General features: G+C 45.6%; 13 protein-coding genes. 12 read left to right on the forward strand and 1 reads right to left on the reverse strand.

Annotation, left to right across the window (positions count from 1 at the left end):
* Nucleotides 1–38: 38 nt before the first annotated feature.
* The gene (locus BC351_RS29685) at nucleotides 39–851 is read left to right on the forward strand and encodes an NAD(P)H-binding protein (protein WP_079417809.1); all 813 of its coding nucleotides are present in this window, start codon (nucleotides 39–41) and stop codon (nucleotides 849–851) included.
* A 75-nt stretch (nucleotides 852–926) separates the two neighbouring features.
* Nucleotides 927–1730 (forward strand): DUF2935 domain-containing protein, encoded by an 804-nt coding sequence (locus BC351_RS29690; protein ID WP_079417811.1) that lies wholly within the window; start codon nucleotides 927–929, stop codon nucleotides 1728–1730.
* Nucleotides 1731–2802: 1072 nt separating this feature from the next.
* Here the strand turns inward: BC351_RS29690 and BC351_RS29695 are convergent.
* Nucleotides 2803–3672 (reverse strand): helix-turn-helix transcriptional regulator, encoded by an 870-nt coding sequence (locus tag BC351_RS29695; RefSeq protein ID WP_158082274.1) that lies wholly within the window; start codon nucleotides 3670–3672, stop codon nucleotides 2803–2805.
* Between the two features lie 218 nt (nucleotides 3673–3890).
* Between BC351_RS29695 and BC351_RS29700 the strand changes: the two genes are divergently transcribed.
* The 10 genes from BC351_RS29700 (at nucleotide 3891) to BC351_RS29745 (ending at nucleotide 16321) form a co-directional block, all read left to right on the forward strand.
* Nucleotides 3891–4928 (forward strand): glycoside hydrolase family 88/105 protein, encoded by a 1038-nt coding sequence (locus BC351_RS29700; protein ID WP_144028566.1) that lies wholly within the window; start codon nucleotides 3891–3893, stop codon nucleotides 4926–4928.
* Between the two features lie 31 nt (nucleotides 4929–4959).
* A complete protein-coding gene (locus tag BC351_RS29705; RefSeq protein WP_079417817.1) occupies nucleotides 4960–5904 on the forward strand; it encodes an ABC transporter permease in 945 nt (314 codons plus the stop codon).
* Nucleotides 5905–5916: 12 nt separating this feature from the next.
* Entirely contained in the window at nucleotides 5917–6798 is an 882-nt protein-coding gene (locus BC351_RS29710) for a carbohydrate ABC transporter permease (RefSeq protein WP_079417819.1), read from the forward strand.
* 36 nt (nucleotides 6799–6834) lie between these two features.
* Entirely contained in the window at nucleotides 6835–8430 is a 1596-nt protein-coding gene (locus BC351_RS29715) for an extracellular solute-binding protein (protein WP_079417821.1), read from the forward strand.
* A gap of 64 nt (nucleotides 8431–8494) precedes the next feature.
* Nucleotides 8495–10267 (forward strand): hypothetical protein, encoded by a 1773-nt coding sequence (locus BC351_RS29720; RefSeq protein ID WP_079417823.1) that lies wholly within the window; start codon nucleotides 8495–8497, stop codon nucleotides 10265–10267.
* A 121-nt stretch (nucleotides 10268–10388) separates the two neighbouring features.
* A complete protein-coding gene (locus BC351_RS29725; RefSeq protein ID WP_079417825.1) occupies nucleotides 10389–11390 on the forward strand; it encodes a helix-turn-helix transcriptional regulator in 1002 nt (333 codons plus the stop codon).
* Nucleotides 11391–11516: 126 nt separating this feature from the next.
* Nucleotides 11517–12707, forward strand: a complete 1191-nt coding sequence (locus BC351_RS29730; RefSeq protein ID WP_244209214.1) for an MFS transporter — start codon at nucleotides 11517–11519, stop codon at nucleotides 12705–12707.
* A 188-nt stretch (nucleotides 12708–12895) separates the two neighbouring features.
* Nucleotides 12896–13816 carry an ABC transporter permease gene (locus tag BC351_RS29735; RefSeq protein WP_079417827.1) on the forward strand — a complete coding sequence of 307 codons (921 nt, stop codon included), beginning with the start codon at nucleotides 12896–12898 and terminating at the stop codon, nucleotides 13814–13816.
* A gap of 12 nt (nucleotides 13817–13828) precedes the next feature.
* Nucleotides 13829–14731, forward strand: a complete 903-nt coding sequence (locus BC351_RS29740; protein WP_079417829.1) for a carbohydrate ABC transporter permease — start codon at nucleotides 13829–13831, stop codon at nucleotides 14729–14731.
* Between the two features lie 51 nt (nucleotides 14732–14782).
* Complete coding sequence (locus tag BC351_RS29745) at nucleotides 14783–16321, forward strand: ABC transporter substrate-binding protein (protein WP_079417831.1); 1539 nt, start codon at nucleotides 14783–14785, stop codon at nucleotides 16319–16321.
* Nucleotides 16322–16328: the final 7 nt, after the last annotated feature.

The following is a 16328-nucleotide window of genomic DNA, read 5'->3' on the forward strand; positions in this document are numbered from 1 at the left end:
TTAACTAAAATACGGCGCATAATTAGAGGAGGAGCTCAATGTCTATCGTCATTACGGGAGCCAATGGCAAGTTAGGAAGTTTAATCATCAATGAACTTCTTCAGATAATTTCGGCAGATCAGATCGTTGCTTGTGTGCGCAATCCGGATAAAGCAGAAGTGTTCGTAAAGCAAGGAATTGAAGTGCGTTTATGTGACTATGATCAGCCAGAATCCCTTGGTCAAGCCTTTGCTGGAGCCAGCAAACTGTTGATAATCTCGAGTTCCAATCAGGATGATACGATTCGATTCCGTCAGCATGCCCATGTAATTGAAGCGGCGAAAAAAGCAAAGGTAGGTCATCTGCTGTTTACGAGCTTTGCTTTTCTTGGAGCAGGCGATATTGCACCATCCCATCTATATTTGGCTACGGAGCATGCGATTCAAACGACCGGAATTCCATACACATTTCTGCGTAATTCTTTGTATACCGATTTTGTTGGGGTGCTCGGTTTGGAGGCTGCCTTAGCAACAGGTGAACTGCGTATTTATCCTGGGGAATGGAAATTTAATACGGTGACACGTCATGATCTCGCTCAAGGCATCGCGGTTGTGCTTTCGCAACCAGGCCATGAGAATAAGACTTACGAGCTTACAGCGCCACGTTCATGGACTTTCGATGATTTAAAGACAGCTCTTTATGAGCTTTCAGGCAAATCTGTTCATGTCCGGCAGGATCCTCAGATCCAGAATTGGATATACGGCTTCCTAAGCAAAATTGATACGTCCTCCACCTCAACCGATTTGGAGAAATTGATAGGAGGACCTGTTACTTCCTTGAAAGAAAGCCTTAAACAAATGATGGCTATTTAACTTAGGAGGAGCATAACCTTTTCCTCAACTCCTTATATATAAGGTATAGAACGATTTGTGAGGAGTGTGCCCGATTTGTCAAATGAATTTGTAATTCGATCATTGGATGAGGTTAGATTCTGGTCACGCATTATGAAAGAGCATTCCCTATTTCTTAAATTGGGATTTCGTTGTGAAGATACGCATCTCATCCATGAAGCCGATCAATTTTATCATATTTTTGAGCAAATCGAGGGACGATCTCATGCTTTTACGGAGTTAACGGACCCTGAGCAAATTAGACGATTTAATAGTGAAGTACATGCTGCTGTTTCTCATATTTGGGTTTTTAAAAGAAAAGTACTGGGACTCATTATCCAATGTAAACTTCCAGGCGGGAACAATTTTCCGCTGCTCGTTGACCATGTTAGTAGGGAAGCGAACTATTTCAGAAACCGCTTAGAGGAATTGAATACAGGAAGACTGGAGCCATTACCCGATGCAATTATTGACGAAAATGTCTTCTTCTTACGAATTATGGCTGACCATGCCAAATTTATAGGACACCTTTTAGATCCATCTGAGCGTAAGCTCGTCGAGCAAGCACGGAACTTTAGTCAGGATTTTGACCAACTTTTATTTCAAGCGATTGACTTAAGCGGCATGCGGCCTCAGTCACAAACGGAACCACTTCTTGACCAATTCCTTGATCAGAATCGGGTTTCTGTCGTTTCGCTGCGAGATTTTAAAAAGACCGCAAGGGATTTAATTGAAGCTTGTCGGATCAAAAGCATTATTCATCCTTTGCTTGCAGATCACGTGTTCCGTGAGGCTGAAAGATTCTTGTTCATTATCGATATGTTTGAACGCTGCTTAACTAGGAATCAGGTCAGAGAGTAACTGGGGAGAATGTGAAAACCTGCGATTATGCATCTTTTTTCTTGTTGGAATAGGCTATAACCGCAAATTCCTGCAATTCTGCATGTTTTTGAGGCCTTTTCTGGATTTCAGGACGAAAAGGCATAAAATACCTGCATAATCGCAGGGATTTTCCTTTTTTGCACGATATAGTTGAAAAAGCCTGCATTATCGCAGGCATCTTGCGATATTGAACCTGACGCCTGCATTATCGCAGGCATTTTGCGACATTGAACCTGACGCCTGCCTTATCGCAGGCGTTTTGCGACATTGAACCCCACGTCTGCCTTATCGCGGGCGTTTTGCCACATTGACCCGATGCCTGCCTGATCAGCAGGTTAGTTGATCAATGTAAGGATAGATGCTGCAGAGTTGTCCGCAAATGTGCGATTGGGACGCTATTTCAAGCATCTTTGGGACTTGCTGATTCGCTTCGACTGTCGTGTATGCACAGGTAGGTTGAATTGCCGTGTACTTGCTGGGGGGCTTTGGTCAGCACAGCAGTGTTGCTCTTTAGGACATTGACACGTCGTATCGCTAATTGAAACAAAAATGCAGCAGATGGCGTGAGCTCCTTGCTGCATTTTTGATTTGGCGTGAGTGAAGCGCGCCTCATATTTATTGGTGACTGCGGATGAGGTGAAGGTGAGCCAGTTTATCTGGGGATTGAGACTTGATAGCAAGGAATAGCAGCTGAGGGTACTACATCTAATAGTGTCTGATTGAATTCAGCTGAATTCAACGGCCCTTGAACCCACGAATGGGAACTACGTTCCCTTATTCATGATCTAATCAGGCATTCGGCTAGTCAGACGGAACTATGGTACGCTAATTTACCTAAATGACTGGAATTTCACGCTAATATTTCCAAATAAGGGATCATACTTCCCTCTCGACTGTAAATATTCGATTTTGAACCCAAATAGCGGAACATAGTTCCTTTTCGTCAGGAAATTCCCCGGAATTTCCTCTATGCAACGAAAGATCTGTGAGCGGCTTAATTCAGGAAAACGCTGCTGATACAAACGAAGCAAACGAAACCAACGAAGCTTGGTTAAACGGACTTGTTGCGGTAACTGCGCGGTGTCGTGCCGGTAATTTTTTTGAAAGCACGCCCGAAATAAGAAAAACTGTTGAAGCCCACGGATTGTGATATTTCCGTAATGGGCATGTTCGTGTTCGCAAGCAGTCGTTTGGCATGATGAATCCGCGTATGGTTCAGAAAATCAGTGATCGTCAAGCCGATCGTTTTCTTAAATAAATGGCATAAGTAATACGGATTAATGTACAAATCATGGGCGAGTTTCTCAAGCGGAATGTCCAAGGTGAAGTTCTGAGATAAATATTTCACGGCTTCCTCGATTTTGGGATTGATCGTATGTCGCGCAATCGGCTCTAATTCATGCTCTGACCCGCTAAAGACTATCCGGTGGATTTCGAGCAGCATCTCGTTAATGTATATTCGCAGTGCCAAGAAGTCATCGGTATTGAGTTTCGCATATTCTTCATGCAGCCTTGCAAGTAGATAGTCAAAATGCTGCAAGCGCTCGCCGCTCAGCCGGATATGCCGGTGTCGATTGCTGGGATTGAACACATCCAGAAATCTTTCCCTTATTTCAGCGTCCAGCAATTCAGGAAGAAAATGGATGGCTGACCGTGTGCTGGGAATTTGCAGCTTGGGTGAGCTTTTGTGAGATTCCTGGGCGCTGATCAATATCATATCGTTGCCTTCAAGCGGGTAGATGTTTTCTTCAATCAGAAAGTAGCCGCTTCCCTCGTGAAACAGATAAATTTCGAAACCGGCATGGGAATGAAAGTTCATGTAGAAATTTCTTTCGGTTTCCTTGTATTTCATATGAATGGGTAATTCTTGCAATTTATTGTTTACAAAAAGATCGGTCGAATGGTTCTCCTGTTCCTCCACATTCCAGTCCCCCTGTGACATAATACGCTTTCATTTATCTTACTGCGATTAAAATAATAAAGCAATTTTGGTATGGTTTTACGCAATTGATCGAGAGATTCGCACTCGTTTTCGTACTATACTTGGATTCAAGACCGCTAAGAAGATGATCGGAGGTGGCGATACCGAGAGAAGCGGCAGACAACTTGAGGAGTGGAACGAGGAGAATGACTGTTGGAATGAAAGATCAAATAAGAAATGCTGCCGATCAGGTTTATCGTTATATGACAGAAAGCAGGTCGACGGACTGGGGCATGAACATCAACGAATGGGATTGGGTCCCGGGTGTAGGTACGATCGCGCTGCTGCATTATTACGATAGAACAGGCAAGCAAGATGTGCTGGATTATTTAGTCGGGTGGGTTGAACGAAATCAAGAGAAAGCCGGTCGTACAAAGGTTATTAATTCAATGGCGCCTTTCGCCATTTATCCCCGGATGTATGAGCTGACTAAAAAGACGTATTATTTGGACCAAGCGAAGCATATTTCCCAGTGGATGGTGCATGAGGCTCCGCGTACACGCGAAGATGCGTTCGAGCACACAGTCACGGAGAAAGACAGCTTCCCTGAGCAGGTGTGGGCAGATACGATATTCATGGCTGATCTGCTGCTTGCCCGTACAGCGAAAATCACGCAAGACGCAGATCTTGCCGCACAAGCGCTGGAACAAGTGTGCTTGCATCTGAAATTGCTGCAGGATGAAACAGCCGGCGTATTGTTCCATGGCTGGAACTGCGTGCAAGGAGACCACCTGTCCGCAGCTAGATGGACCCGGGCTAATGCCTGGATATGCGTCGCGGTGCCAGAAATTTTGCGGGAAATCGCTGAGCTCGTCGTGATCCCGGATCAGGTTGGAGCAAGCTACCGACGGATGATTGACGGTTTGATTGCTTATCAAAGCAATAATGGTTTATGGCATACGGTGATGGACAGGACGGATTTCTATCAAGAAACGTCAGGCAGTGCAGGGATTGCCTGTGGAATTATGCTTGCCATCCGTACGGGACTCTTGGAGGAGTCGTATCGCAAGTACGCATTGAAAGCACTAAATGGCGTTATGGGAAATATTCGAACTACCGGTGAAGTGACAAGCGTGTCAGGAGGCACACCGATCATGCCAACGATTGAAGCCTACCAAACGATTGAGCAAATCCCAACTTTGTATGGCCAAGGGCTTGTTTTAATGTTGTTAGCGGAGTGTTTTGCACTTGAGTAATCGAAAGCATTTTAGTTCTGGAGGATTGGGCATGAACGTACCAACTACCGCTTCAACTGCGACTGGCTCCCCCAAAAGCTCGCTGCTGCGAAGCATGTACCGTCACCGCAGGCTGTATGTCCTTGCGCTTCCCGGCATCGTTTATTTTCTCCTGTTTCATTATTTGCCAATGTGGGGCGTGTTGATTGCATTCCAAGACTATAGCCCATTCCAAGGATTTGTCGGAAGTGAGTGGGTCGGCTTCAAGCATTTTGTAGATTTTGTTCAAGGGGACAATTTCATCAAGCTGCTGGGCAATACGCTGATGATTAATTTATTAAAGCTCGTCTTATTTTTTCCAGCACCGATTGTGCTGGCGCTTCTGCTGAATGAGGTGCGAAATGCGCTATACAAGCGTTTTGTCCAAACCATCGTGTATTTGCCTCACTTCTTGTCTTGGGTCATTGTGATCGGGATCTATTCCCTGATGTTTTCTTCAACTGGCTTTGTCAATGAACTTGTCGTCATGTTCGGGGGAACAGCCAAGAAGTGGATGATGATGCCAGAGCTGTTTCAAATCACGATTGTGCTTCAAAACATATGGAAGGAAACAGGCTGGGGGACGATTATTTTCCTCGCTGCCTTAAGCAGCGTGTCACCTGAGCTCTACGAGGCAGCGGTTATGGATGGTGCTAGCCGATGGCGCCAGCTGTGGAACATTACGCTTCCGTCAATCCGTCCGACCATTATTATGCTTCTATTGCTGCAGCTAGGTCACATTCTGAATACCGGTTTCGAGCAAATCTTCTTGATGTTGAATCCGCTCGTGCTGGATGTGGGAGACGTATTTGCAACTTACGTGTATCGGGAAGGCATTCTTCAAGGAGACTTTAGCTTTGCTTCTGCGGCTGGGTTATTCAATTCCCTTGTAGGACTCATTCTGATTCTGGGTGCAAATAAACTCACCAAAAAACTAGGCGAAGAAGGGCTCTTCTAGAGAGGTGAAATCATGAGATTTAAAAGAACCTTTGGCGAAGTACTGTTTGATCGCTTGAATTACGTACTGCTTGCTCTTGTTTCGGCTGCGATGCTGCTGCCATTCGTCAATGTGCTTGCTTCATCACTGTCAAGTGGCGTAGAGCTGAGCAGAGGCGGACTTGTTCTCTGGCCACGCGGATGGTCGCTGGAAGCTTACAGCTATATTTTCAAGCAAGGGGATTTAATTAAAGCATTAGGCGTAACTGTCTTCATTACGGTTGTCGGAACGGCGCTTAATTTAATCATCACCTTTACACTCGCGTATGCATTATCCAAATCCCAGCTTCCTTTCCGCAATCCCATGTTGATGCTGGTGTTTTTCACAACGCTTTTCAGCGGTGGGATGATTCCAACGTTTATCCTGATTAAAAACTTAGGAATGCTGGACAGCCTATGGGCGCTGATCATCCCGGGAGCGGCAAGCGCATTTAACATCATCATTGTTAAATCATTTATGCAAACCATACCGGATGGGCTCGAAGAGTCGGCTACGATTGACGGCTGCACGGAGTATGGCACGTTTTTTCGGATCGTACTTCCGGTTTCCATGCCAATCATTGCAACCATGATTTTGTTCTACGCCGTAGGGCATTGGAACGAATTTTTTCAAGCTATTTTATATATCAATAACCCGTCCAAATGGCCTATGCAAGTATTTTTACGCCAAGTCCTCCTGGTCCTAAGTTCATCAGAGCTCAACGCTTCCATGATTGATCAGGATCAAATGATGCAATTGGCAGAGCCCATCAAGATGGCAATGGTCATTGTAGCTACGGTACCGATCGTACTCGTGTACCCGTTTTTGCAAAAATATTTTGTGAAGGGCGTCATGATTGGTTCAATCAAAGGTTAGGTTTCAAAGCGAGTTCCATTCTAAGGAGGAAATGAAATGAAAAAGCTGTCTCAAAAAACCATCTATACATGCTTCACCGTACTGATCGGGGGAACGCTCATCTTATCCGGTTGCGGCAAAACGGATTCCTCATCCGCAGACGGAACAAAGGCTTCCGCAGCTCCTTCTAAGCCAGTACCCATTGCGTTCTCGATGAACGTGAACACAGTACCAGATGTGGATAACAACGACGGTATCAAGTGGTTAAATCAGAAGTTCAACATGGACCTTAAATTCACGCCAATTCCCAATTCAAATTTTCAAGAAAAATTTAATGCCATGGTAGCTTCAGGTTCTATGCCTGACGTATTTACTTTTAATTTCGATGCAACTGCCATTCGCTTGATCAAGCAAGGAGCCATCGCTCCGCTCGACGAATATATCTCGAAGTATCCGAACTTGAAATATTCGAAGCTGCATTATGACAACGTCAGCTACAACGGCAAGGTTTATGGGATTCCAATCGCCCGTTCACTGCTGTCGGCTCCCAATGCGCCCTTGATCCGACAAGATTGGCTGGATAAACTGAAGCTGCCCGTTCCGAAGACACTGGATGAGCTGTATGCGACGATGCAAGCGATGACCAATAATGATCCGGATGGCAACGGTAAAAAAGATACGTACGGCCTTCAGCTTGGTGAAATTACCGGTCGCGTAGGCGATTTCAATGGCCGGGAATTCTGGGGAGCTGGCGATTTGCTTTACAGCTTTGGACTAGACGGCTCTGGATGGGTGCTTAAGGATGGCCAGCTTGTCATGAACGAAACGCTGCCTGAATATAAAACTTACCTGGATTGGTTGAAAAAAGCGGTTAGCGAAGGTCTTGTTGATCCAGATTTTGCGCTGAACAAAGCGAACCAAGCTCAGGATAAATTTTTCAAAAATGGCAAGGGCGGTATCACCTTTGATTTCGTTTCCTTAATCCGCAACTTTACTTCCAGTGTAGGGAAAGCAACGCCGGGCGCGAAGCTGACAGCTTTCGATCCGCCTGTTGGTCCTACTGGAAAAAGTGGTGTCGTATCCGGCCCTGGCAACGTCGGTGCGATCTTTATCAGCGCCACTGCCGCCAAAGATGCAAATAAAGTGAAAACGATTATGCAATGGCTGGACTATGGTCCGTCCAAGGAGAATGGTTATGTCGTAGCAGGCACACAAAAATATAATAAACTGCAAAACTTCGGGTTGGACGGCGTTACGTTTAAAACGAACGGCGACGGTAACGTTGAAGTGACCGACAAAGATAAGCTGCAAAAATTGGGCGGCGGATATATTTTGCCAACACAAGCGCTTCCGAGTCCGGAAAATACGAATTATACGAAGGATTCAGACGATCCGGAAACACTGAAGCTAGAAATTGCAGCAAATGACATTTTGCTTAAGCATATCAAAACGAGCCCAATCGCAGGACTGCAATCCGCTACAGAACAAAGCACGCCAGATATGTACATGGAGATCGTCAAAGCCAAGGTCAAATATGTTATGGGCCAGTTGAGTTCAGCCGAATGGGATCAATCGTTAAAGGCATTTATGGACAAAAACGGAACCAAAGTGACACAAGAATATAACGAAGCGCTTAAAGGTGCTAAAAAGTAAGGCATTTCCCCCGATTTTCGGGGGATTTTTTCCAGTTAATTTATATGAAGGATGGAGATAACAGATGAGGGAACAATCCACCAGACAGCTTTATAACGGAATTGTAGAGAAACAGATGAAGAATTTCGATATGCAGGCGCTTGCGCTCAAGTCGAGGAGGGGGCCAGGGTACAATTACCACACGAATGTGCGAAATGCCGAGGTGCATATGATTCGTGAGTCGTTCTATTTCGCATTGTCGCTGCTTGACCGTAATTCTGAAGGAGATGCAGAGCTTGCGGCCGCCATCATAGGACGCTTGCTTGACTTCCAAGAGCTGAATAGAGAACATCCAGACTTCGGTAACTGGCCATATTATATGGAAGAAGCAATCGCTGATATGGCATCTCCGGACCGCAATTGGGCTGATTTCTGTGGAAAAGCACTCATTCAGGCAACCGTGGATCATGCGGATAAGCTGCCTTCCGAGCTCATGAACCGTATGAGAACAGGGGTGGAGGCTGCTGCTGTTCTCATTATGCGCCGCAATGTGATGCCCTCGTATACGAACATTTGCATCATGGGTACTTATGTGGCATTGCTCGCTGGTGAATTGCTGGGGAATAGGGAGCTGTTCGCATACGGACGGAGCAAATTGGAACTGCTGCATGAATACTGTACGCTTCATGGGGCGTTTACGGAGTATAACAGTCCAACCTATACGGTTGTGGCCATTGAGGATTTATCCCTCATGCTGAGACATATTCGCGATAACGCCAGTCTGGACATGGTGGGGGAACTGCATGATATGGCGTGGGCTTCTGTTGCGGAGCATTATCATAGCAAAACACGCCAATGGGCGGGACCTCATAGTCGCTCTTACGAAACGCTGCAGGGCAGAGAGTTTCTATCCTTCCTGCAGCTTGCGGGACAAGGCCGCCTTTCTCTGCTTGGGGAGGATGAACTGGCAATCGGGCCGTTATGGGCGCGTGTGGGGCTGCGAATGCCAAGTCAGTATGTGCCGTATTTCGGGCAAGGACGTGCCACCTCCTATTCGGAGAAGGTTATTGTTAAAGGGCCGACACCGGTTGTTGCTTCATCCTATCTTACGCCTGAATATACGTTAGGCTCTTTCAATCACTGCGATTTGTGGAATCAGCGCCGACCGCTAACCGCCTATTGGGGAGAGGCGGATCGATCTAGCAGTCTTCGTTTGCGGTGCCTTCACGACGATTACGATTTCAGCTCGGGTCTGCTGCACACGGTTCAGCATCGTGGCCTGCTGCTTGGCATTGCCGGTTTCTGCTCTGATCATGGGGACAAGCATTTTGTGCTGGATCCACTTGGGGGCTCCGTAGTAGCTTCCTCCATGCTGCTGCGTTTCGAGTTCGGCGGTGAGCGAAGCCGTCTTGTACTGCCGGAGCGGGTAGAGCTGGGCCAGCCCCTGCTGATTCGTGCAGCACATGTGACTATCGGGATTATCCTGCTCGACTGCCGCTTCGGTTCACACACACCGCAGGTACGGGTAACTGAGGATGAGACCATGACGGCACTGGAGATCGTTCTTTACGAAGGGGAACCCGCAGCATTGACGCTGAACGAGATGAAACAAGCGCATTTGGCATTTGGACTAGTCATGGAAAGCGCAGATTGCCCTGAGGAAGTCATGCTCGCCCAATTGGGCAACATGAAAGCAGACAACGACAGCGAATGCTTGCAGTTGGTTTATGAAGATGCTGCGAAGAAGCTGAAGCTGGAATCGCCGACAGGCGTATCTCCTTTCAAGCAATCTATGCAGCATGTTGAGGGGACAAAGGACATTCGGATTGAAGCGAATGCGCCGATTTGGTCGGTTTAACGGGTGAGCGCAGCTGTAGTCAACTACTTTAGGATAGTCAAACGAGCAGATCTAAGTTATACTGTACTGAGAATGATTATCAGCAAAAGAAAGTGGACGTTAAACGAGGTGCAGGATCAGGATGACAGACTTTCATCAAAACTTTAATCTTTTTTTCGATGGGCTTGAGATGCCTCGACAACATAGGAGCCGATCCGAACAGATGCAGCTTCATTCGCAGATGGGTGAAGGGGAGATTCGCCGCTTTGTGCCCAGAGAGGATATTGAGGTTGTGATTTCCGACTTTACTTTTCATCGCAATCGGAAGCTGCTTTTTGGCACACAAACAGCGATGGTGGAGTTGAATTATTGTTTGCAAGGGAAGAGAGAGATTCATGTCGGAGGAGCCCAATACGAATTTGTTCCGGGAATCTGCTCGCTCCAGTTTATGAATGAAGTGGATGTTGAATTTCAATTTAACGGAAATCATCCGTATCTGATGCTGGGTATAGGCATTCCGGTTGCAACCTTTCATCACTATATGGAGGAAGTTGGGGGCACGAGATCTTTCGACTTCTTCGAAATTATGGGTCAGCGGTCATTTCACATGTTTCAGGAGACGATTGATCCGGCAGCCTCTGTTATCCTGCAGCGAGTTTTGCAAAGCGCTCAATCCTATGGCACCAAAAATGTCGAGATGGAATGCCGGGTATTGGAGCTAATTTCCATGGCTTTTCAGTCTTTCCTGATCGATGGAGATGCCTCTAATGCTAAATTGCCCAAACGTGATTGGCACAAGATCCGGGAAGCAAGAGACATTATCGTGGAACGAATGACGGATCCCCCAACGTTGATCGAATTGTCCCGTATGATTGGTTTGAATGATTGCAAACTAAAAAAAGGATTCAAAGAACTGTACGGCACTACGGTATTCGGTTACTTGCGGGATAAGCGGCTAGAGAAGGCATACCACTTGCTGCAGCAAGGAATGTTGAATGTGACGGAAACCTCCTGTGAAGTAGGCTACTCAAATTGCAGCTATTTCTCCGAGGTGTTCCGTGAAAAATATGGCGTCAACCCAGGCGAATTTATCCGTCATTCTACCAGTAGGCGTGATTCGGACAATAGCATAGAATGTCAGTAGACTGCTCTCCTTCCGAGCAGTTTTTTTGTTGCTCGGATATCCTTGCAACCAGCCCAATAATCCTGCTGCTGGTAGAAGGTCCTTTTGGATACATAGTAACATGGATAGGAAAGGAGAGGGTATGGCTTGAAATATAGACTTGTTATTATGTTTCTACTTGTATTGGGCGGGATGATCTCCATAGCTGCGTTCAATCCTATTATTGGTCCACTTTCACGTAATCTGGGGCTTAGTGATGTTCAATCCGGAAGTTTAGTATCGATTGCGGGGTTATGCTGGCTCCTTGGCGGATACTTCTGGGAAAAGCAAACGTTCATGAATCGAAAAATGTTGTTAGCTTCGATTGTCATTATCTATGTGGCGACGCTGATTATTTTTGCGCGGTTAGCTGATTACTCGGCGCATGCAAACAGCTCAGCCAGTTTGTTTTGGAGTTTCTTTTTGCTGCGGGCGATCGCTGGGTTTTTCTTTGGCGGCATTCCAGCATTAGCCCAAGCCTATATTATGGGCTGGACAACAGAGCAAACGCGGGCCAGAGGCATGGCATTGTTCGGTGCCGCCAATGGCTTGGGTTTCGTGCTCGGGCCTGCGATGAGCGGCGGCATGGCGTCGCTGGGACTCACAGCTCCGATGTACGCGGCTTCTCTTCTGCTTTTTCTGCTTGTGATCCTATTTCTAGCTGCGATTCCAAAAGAACAGGAAAAGGCCATACAGCGTCAGGTCAATGCACTGTCACCCAATGATGGACGGATTCGCCTCTATTTATGGATTGGACTGCTGCTATCGTTTGCCTTAAATATCGTTCAGGTAACGATTGGATTCTATGTCCAAGATAGATTGGGGTACAGTGCCAAGCAAGCTACTCAGTTGATTGGGCTTGGGCTTGCTATTTCCGGCGTCATGGTCGTTCTTTCGCAAATTGTCATAAGCAAATATCTCAAATGGCCCTACAAGCGGATCATCATCATTGGACTCACTTTTGTCGCTTTAGGATTGGTGGGACTTTTAACGGTGATCCGTCTGGCTTATTTAGATTTTGCTGTACTCGGAATCGGAATTGGATTTACTTTGCTTGGATATAGTGCCGGGGCTTCTGTAGCTGTTCAAAATCATGAACAAAGAAGCGTTGCTGCTTTCATTGCCGCTTTGCAGGGTGGAGGATCATGCCTGGGACCTATTGTAGGTACGGCTTTATACACCGCCAATTCAGTGTTTCCTTATTCCTTTTGTGTGCTTTTGATTGGCATCTCCGGCTTTTTTGTTCTGAGGAAAAGGATAGTTACGCCAGTAAAGACTTTTCAAGAAATGAATCGTTAAAACAATACAAGGAAGCGGCCCTGCATTTTGCGGGGCTTCTTTTTGTATTTTCGCATTTATCTATAAGGAACATATTCGGATTTAATGACATTTGTTCGCTAAAATGCGGAAATGTTACGCGATTTGCGATTTACGATCCTTGAAATCAGGTGCTAATCTAGGTTGGAGAGAGCGAGGGAGGATTTTGAATGAGAACTTTCACAAGGAACAGAGCTTTGCTGCTTATGACATTACCTGGTTTGCTTCTATTGATTGCGTTCCATTACTTGCCTATTGGAGGCATTTTGATCGCGTTCAAAAATTTCCGTTATTCGGGGGGAAGCTTCTTCACGAACTTCCAAAATAGCCCGTGGATCGGCTTCAAAAACTTTGAGTTTTTTTTGAAAGCGCCGGATGCATTCCTCATTACACGCAATACCGTCGTCTACAATTTGGTATTTATTGGTTTGGGTTCTCTAATTGCCCTATTTCTTGCAATTGCTTTGAACGAGTTAAGAAATCGGCGGTTAGCCAAGGTGTATCAGACCACGATCTTGCTGCCCTATTTTCTATCATGGATCGCCGTCAGTTACCTGTTCTATGGATTTCTTAGCGTCGATAAAGGGATCATCAATCAATTGATTCTGCAGCCACTTGGTATCGATCCGGTGCAGTGGTACAGCGATACGAAATACTGGCCTTATATTCTTATTTTTACGAATATATGGAAATATGCAGGTTATAATTGCATCGTTTATTTGGCCTCGATTACAGGGATAGCTCAGGAATACTACGAAGCTGCTGCACTTGATGGCGCGTCCAAATGGCAGCAAATTCGCCATATTACGATTCCATCGATCTCTACAGTCGTAACGTTGCTCGTGCTGTTAGGTATCGGCCGAATGTTTTTTGCGGATTTTGGTTTATTCTATCAGGTTCCTATGAATTCCGGTGCCCTGTTTGACGTCACGAATGTAATCGACACTTACGTTTTCCGGGCATTGATGAACAGCGGGGATATCGGAATGTCTTCAGCCGCAAGTACGTTCCAAGCGTTCGTAGGATTCATATTCGTTCTTTTATCGAACTATGTGGTTCGCAAAATAGATAAAGATAAAGCAATTCTCTGAGGAGGGAGATAGATGAAATCTGCATTAAAAGTCAATTCGATATCGGCTACGGCCAATTTGACTATCCACGTGTTGTTTATTCTAATGGGGTTGACTTGTTTGGTTCCGCTGCTGCTGATTGTAGCGGTTTCCTTGAGCTCCGAACAATCAGTTGTCATCGACGGCTACAGGTTCTGGCCTCAGCAATTTTCATTGGAGGCTTACAAGTATCTTTTGCAGGAAGGTAAAACCATTATTCAGGCTTACGGTGTAACCATTTTCGTAACCGTTGTTGGTACGATATTGAGCCTGCTCGTCATCTCATCATTTGCTTATCCATTGTCGAGAAAGGATTTTGCCTATCGCAAGCTATTTACCTTTCTGGTGGTTTTTACTTTGTTGTTCTCAGGCGGCATGGTCTCTTGGTATATGGTGACGACTCAAATCTTTCAGCTCAAAAATAATATATGGGCTTTGATCGTTCCGTATCTATTTAATGGATGGTATGTAATGATTATGAGAACTTATTTCATGACATCGATTCCTGATGGGATTGTTGAATCGGCGAAAATCGATGGAGCCGGTGAGTATCGAATCTTCTTTTCTATCGTATTGCGACTGTCCTTGCCAGGTTTAGCGACGATTGGCCTGTTCAGCGCCATTGTGTATTGGAACGATTGGTGGCTGCCCCTTATGTTAATCCAAGACGACAAGATATTGAATATTCAATATTTGTTATATAAAGCGCAGAGTACAGCCGACTTTTTATCTTCCGTAAGCGGACAGAATTACGGGACCGTTATGCAAATTTCACCACCCTCGCTGACCGTTCGAATGGCGCTTGCCGTGGTCGGAATAGGTCCGATTGTGCTCGCTTATCCGTTTTTCCAAAAGTATTTTGTCCAAGGCTTGACAGTAGGCGCTATTAAAGGCTAAATCCAATTATATTGGTTAGCATAGATACTCACAAATTGGGAGGTAATCCAAATGTTAAAGGGGAAAAAGCAGGTGCAAGCGTTATCAGTGGCGATGTTGTCACTGTCCATCGTATTAGCAGGCTGCAGCAGCAGCAGCAGCGGCAAGCAGGCAAGTGTCACTACGACGCCAAATCCAAATTCAAGTGTCAAACCGGCTCAAAGTGAATTAGCACCGTATCAAATCGACTGGTATATCATTGGAACAGGGCCTCAAGCGGATAATGAGTTGGTAGAAGCGGAAATCAACAAAATAACGCAACCACTCATTAATGCTACTGTCAAGATGCACGTTATTCCTTTCGGGGACTATGACAACAAGATGACCGCTTCACTCGCAACCGGCGAGAAAGTAGATCTCATGTTTACGTCCAATGGAAATATGAATTACAATACGATGGTAGGCAAAGGGGCATTCGTCGATCTTACGGATAAGCTCGATAAATTAGCGCCTGATGCGAAAAAGCTGTTGTCGGAAGGTTTCTTGCAAGCCAGCGCGATCAAAGGGCGAAATTACACGTTGGCGGCTTATAAGGAAAAAGGCTCTTGGCTCGGCATCATTGCTAGTAAAAATTTGATGGAAAAGTATAAAATCAATATTTCTCAGATGAAAAGCATAGAAGATATGGAACCAGCTCTGAAAATCATCAAAGAGAATGAACCGGGAATTACGCCATTTCTAGCTACCATGATAACCAGAGCTCCTAATTTTAATAACCGGGATTTCTGGAATGTATCGCCCATTCAATCGCTTATGTTGAAAAAGGATGGAAGCGGCTATACACTGGAATTGGATGAGCCGGGATACATGAGTACGTTGAAAACGATGAACAAATATTACAAGGCGGGATACATTCCGGCAGACGCGCCTGTTAAGAAAGTGACCAATGATGACAAAGCCAAATCTGGCTTTATACTCTCTCAATTGAAGCCGTATGTCGATGTTCAAGTGGGGAATGCAATCGGAATACCCATGGTGTACCAGAACTTCGGTAAGCCGATTACAACAACCAACGATTTGGTCGGCTCTATGATGGCAATTCCTACGAATTCCAAAAATCCTGACCGCGTATTAATGTTTTATAATATGATGTATGCCAATGAGAAGCTGATCAATTTGGTTGGGCGGGGAATCGAAGGCAAGCATTATATCACAAAAGGCGAAAAGCGGATCGACTATGCACCAGATACGGATAATGGGAAGAAGTCAGGATACAAGCCCAATACGACTTGGGCATACGGGAACCAATTCCAGACTTATTTGATGCCTGGCGAACCGGATGATATTTGGGCGCAATTCAAAAAGTTCAATGACGAATCAGAAATTGTTCCAGATTTGGGCTTTAACTTTGACAGTTCCGCTTTAACAGCAGAGGTCGCAGCCATCAAAAACGTGGAAAGCGAATTTAGGCCGATCTTGGAAACCGGTTCGGTTGATCCGGAAGCTTATGTGCCCAAATTCAAGGAAAAGCTGAAAGCGGCAGGCATCGATAAAGTGCTTCAGGAAATGAATAAGCAATATGACAGCTGGAAGGCTTCAGGCAAAAAATAAACAGGTT

Source organism: Paenibacillus ferrarius (genome assembly GCF_002027705.1).
GTDB classification, from domain to species: domain Bacteria; phylum Bacillota; class Bacilli; order Paenibacillales; family NBRC-103111; genus Paenibacillus_E; species Paenibacillus_E ferrarius.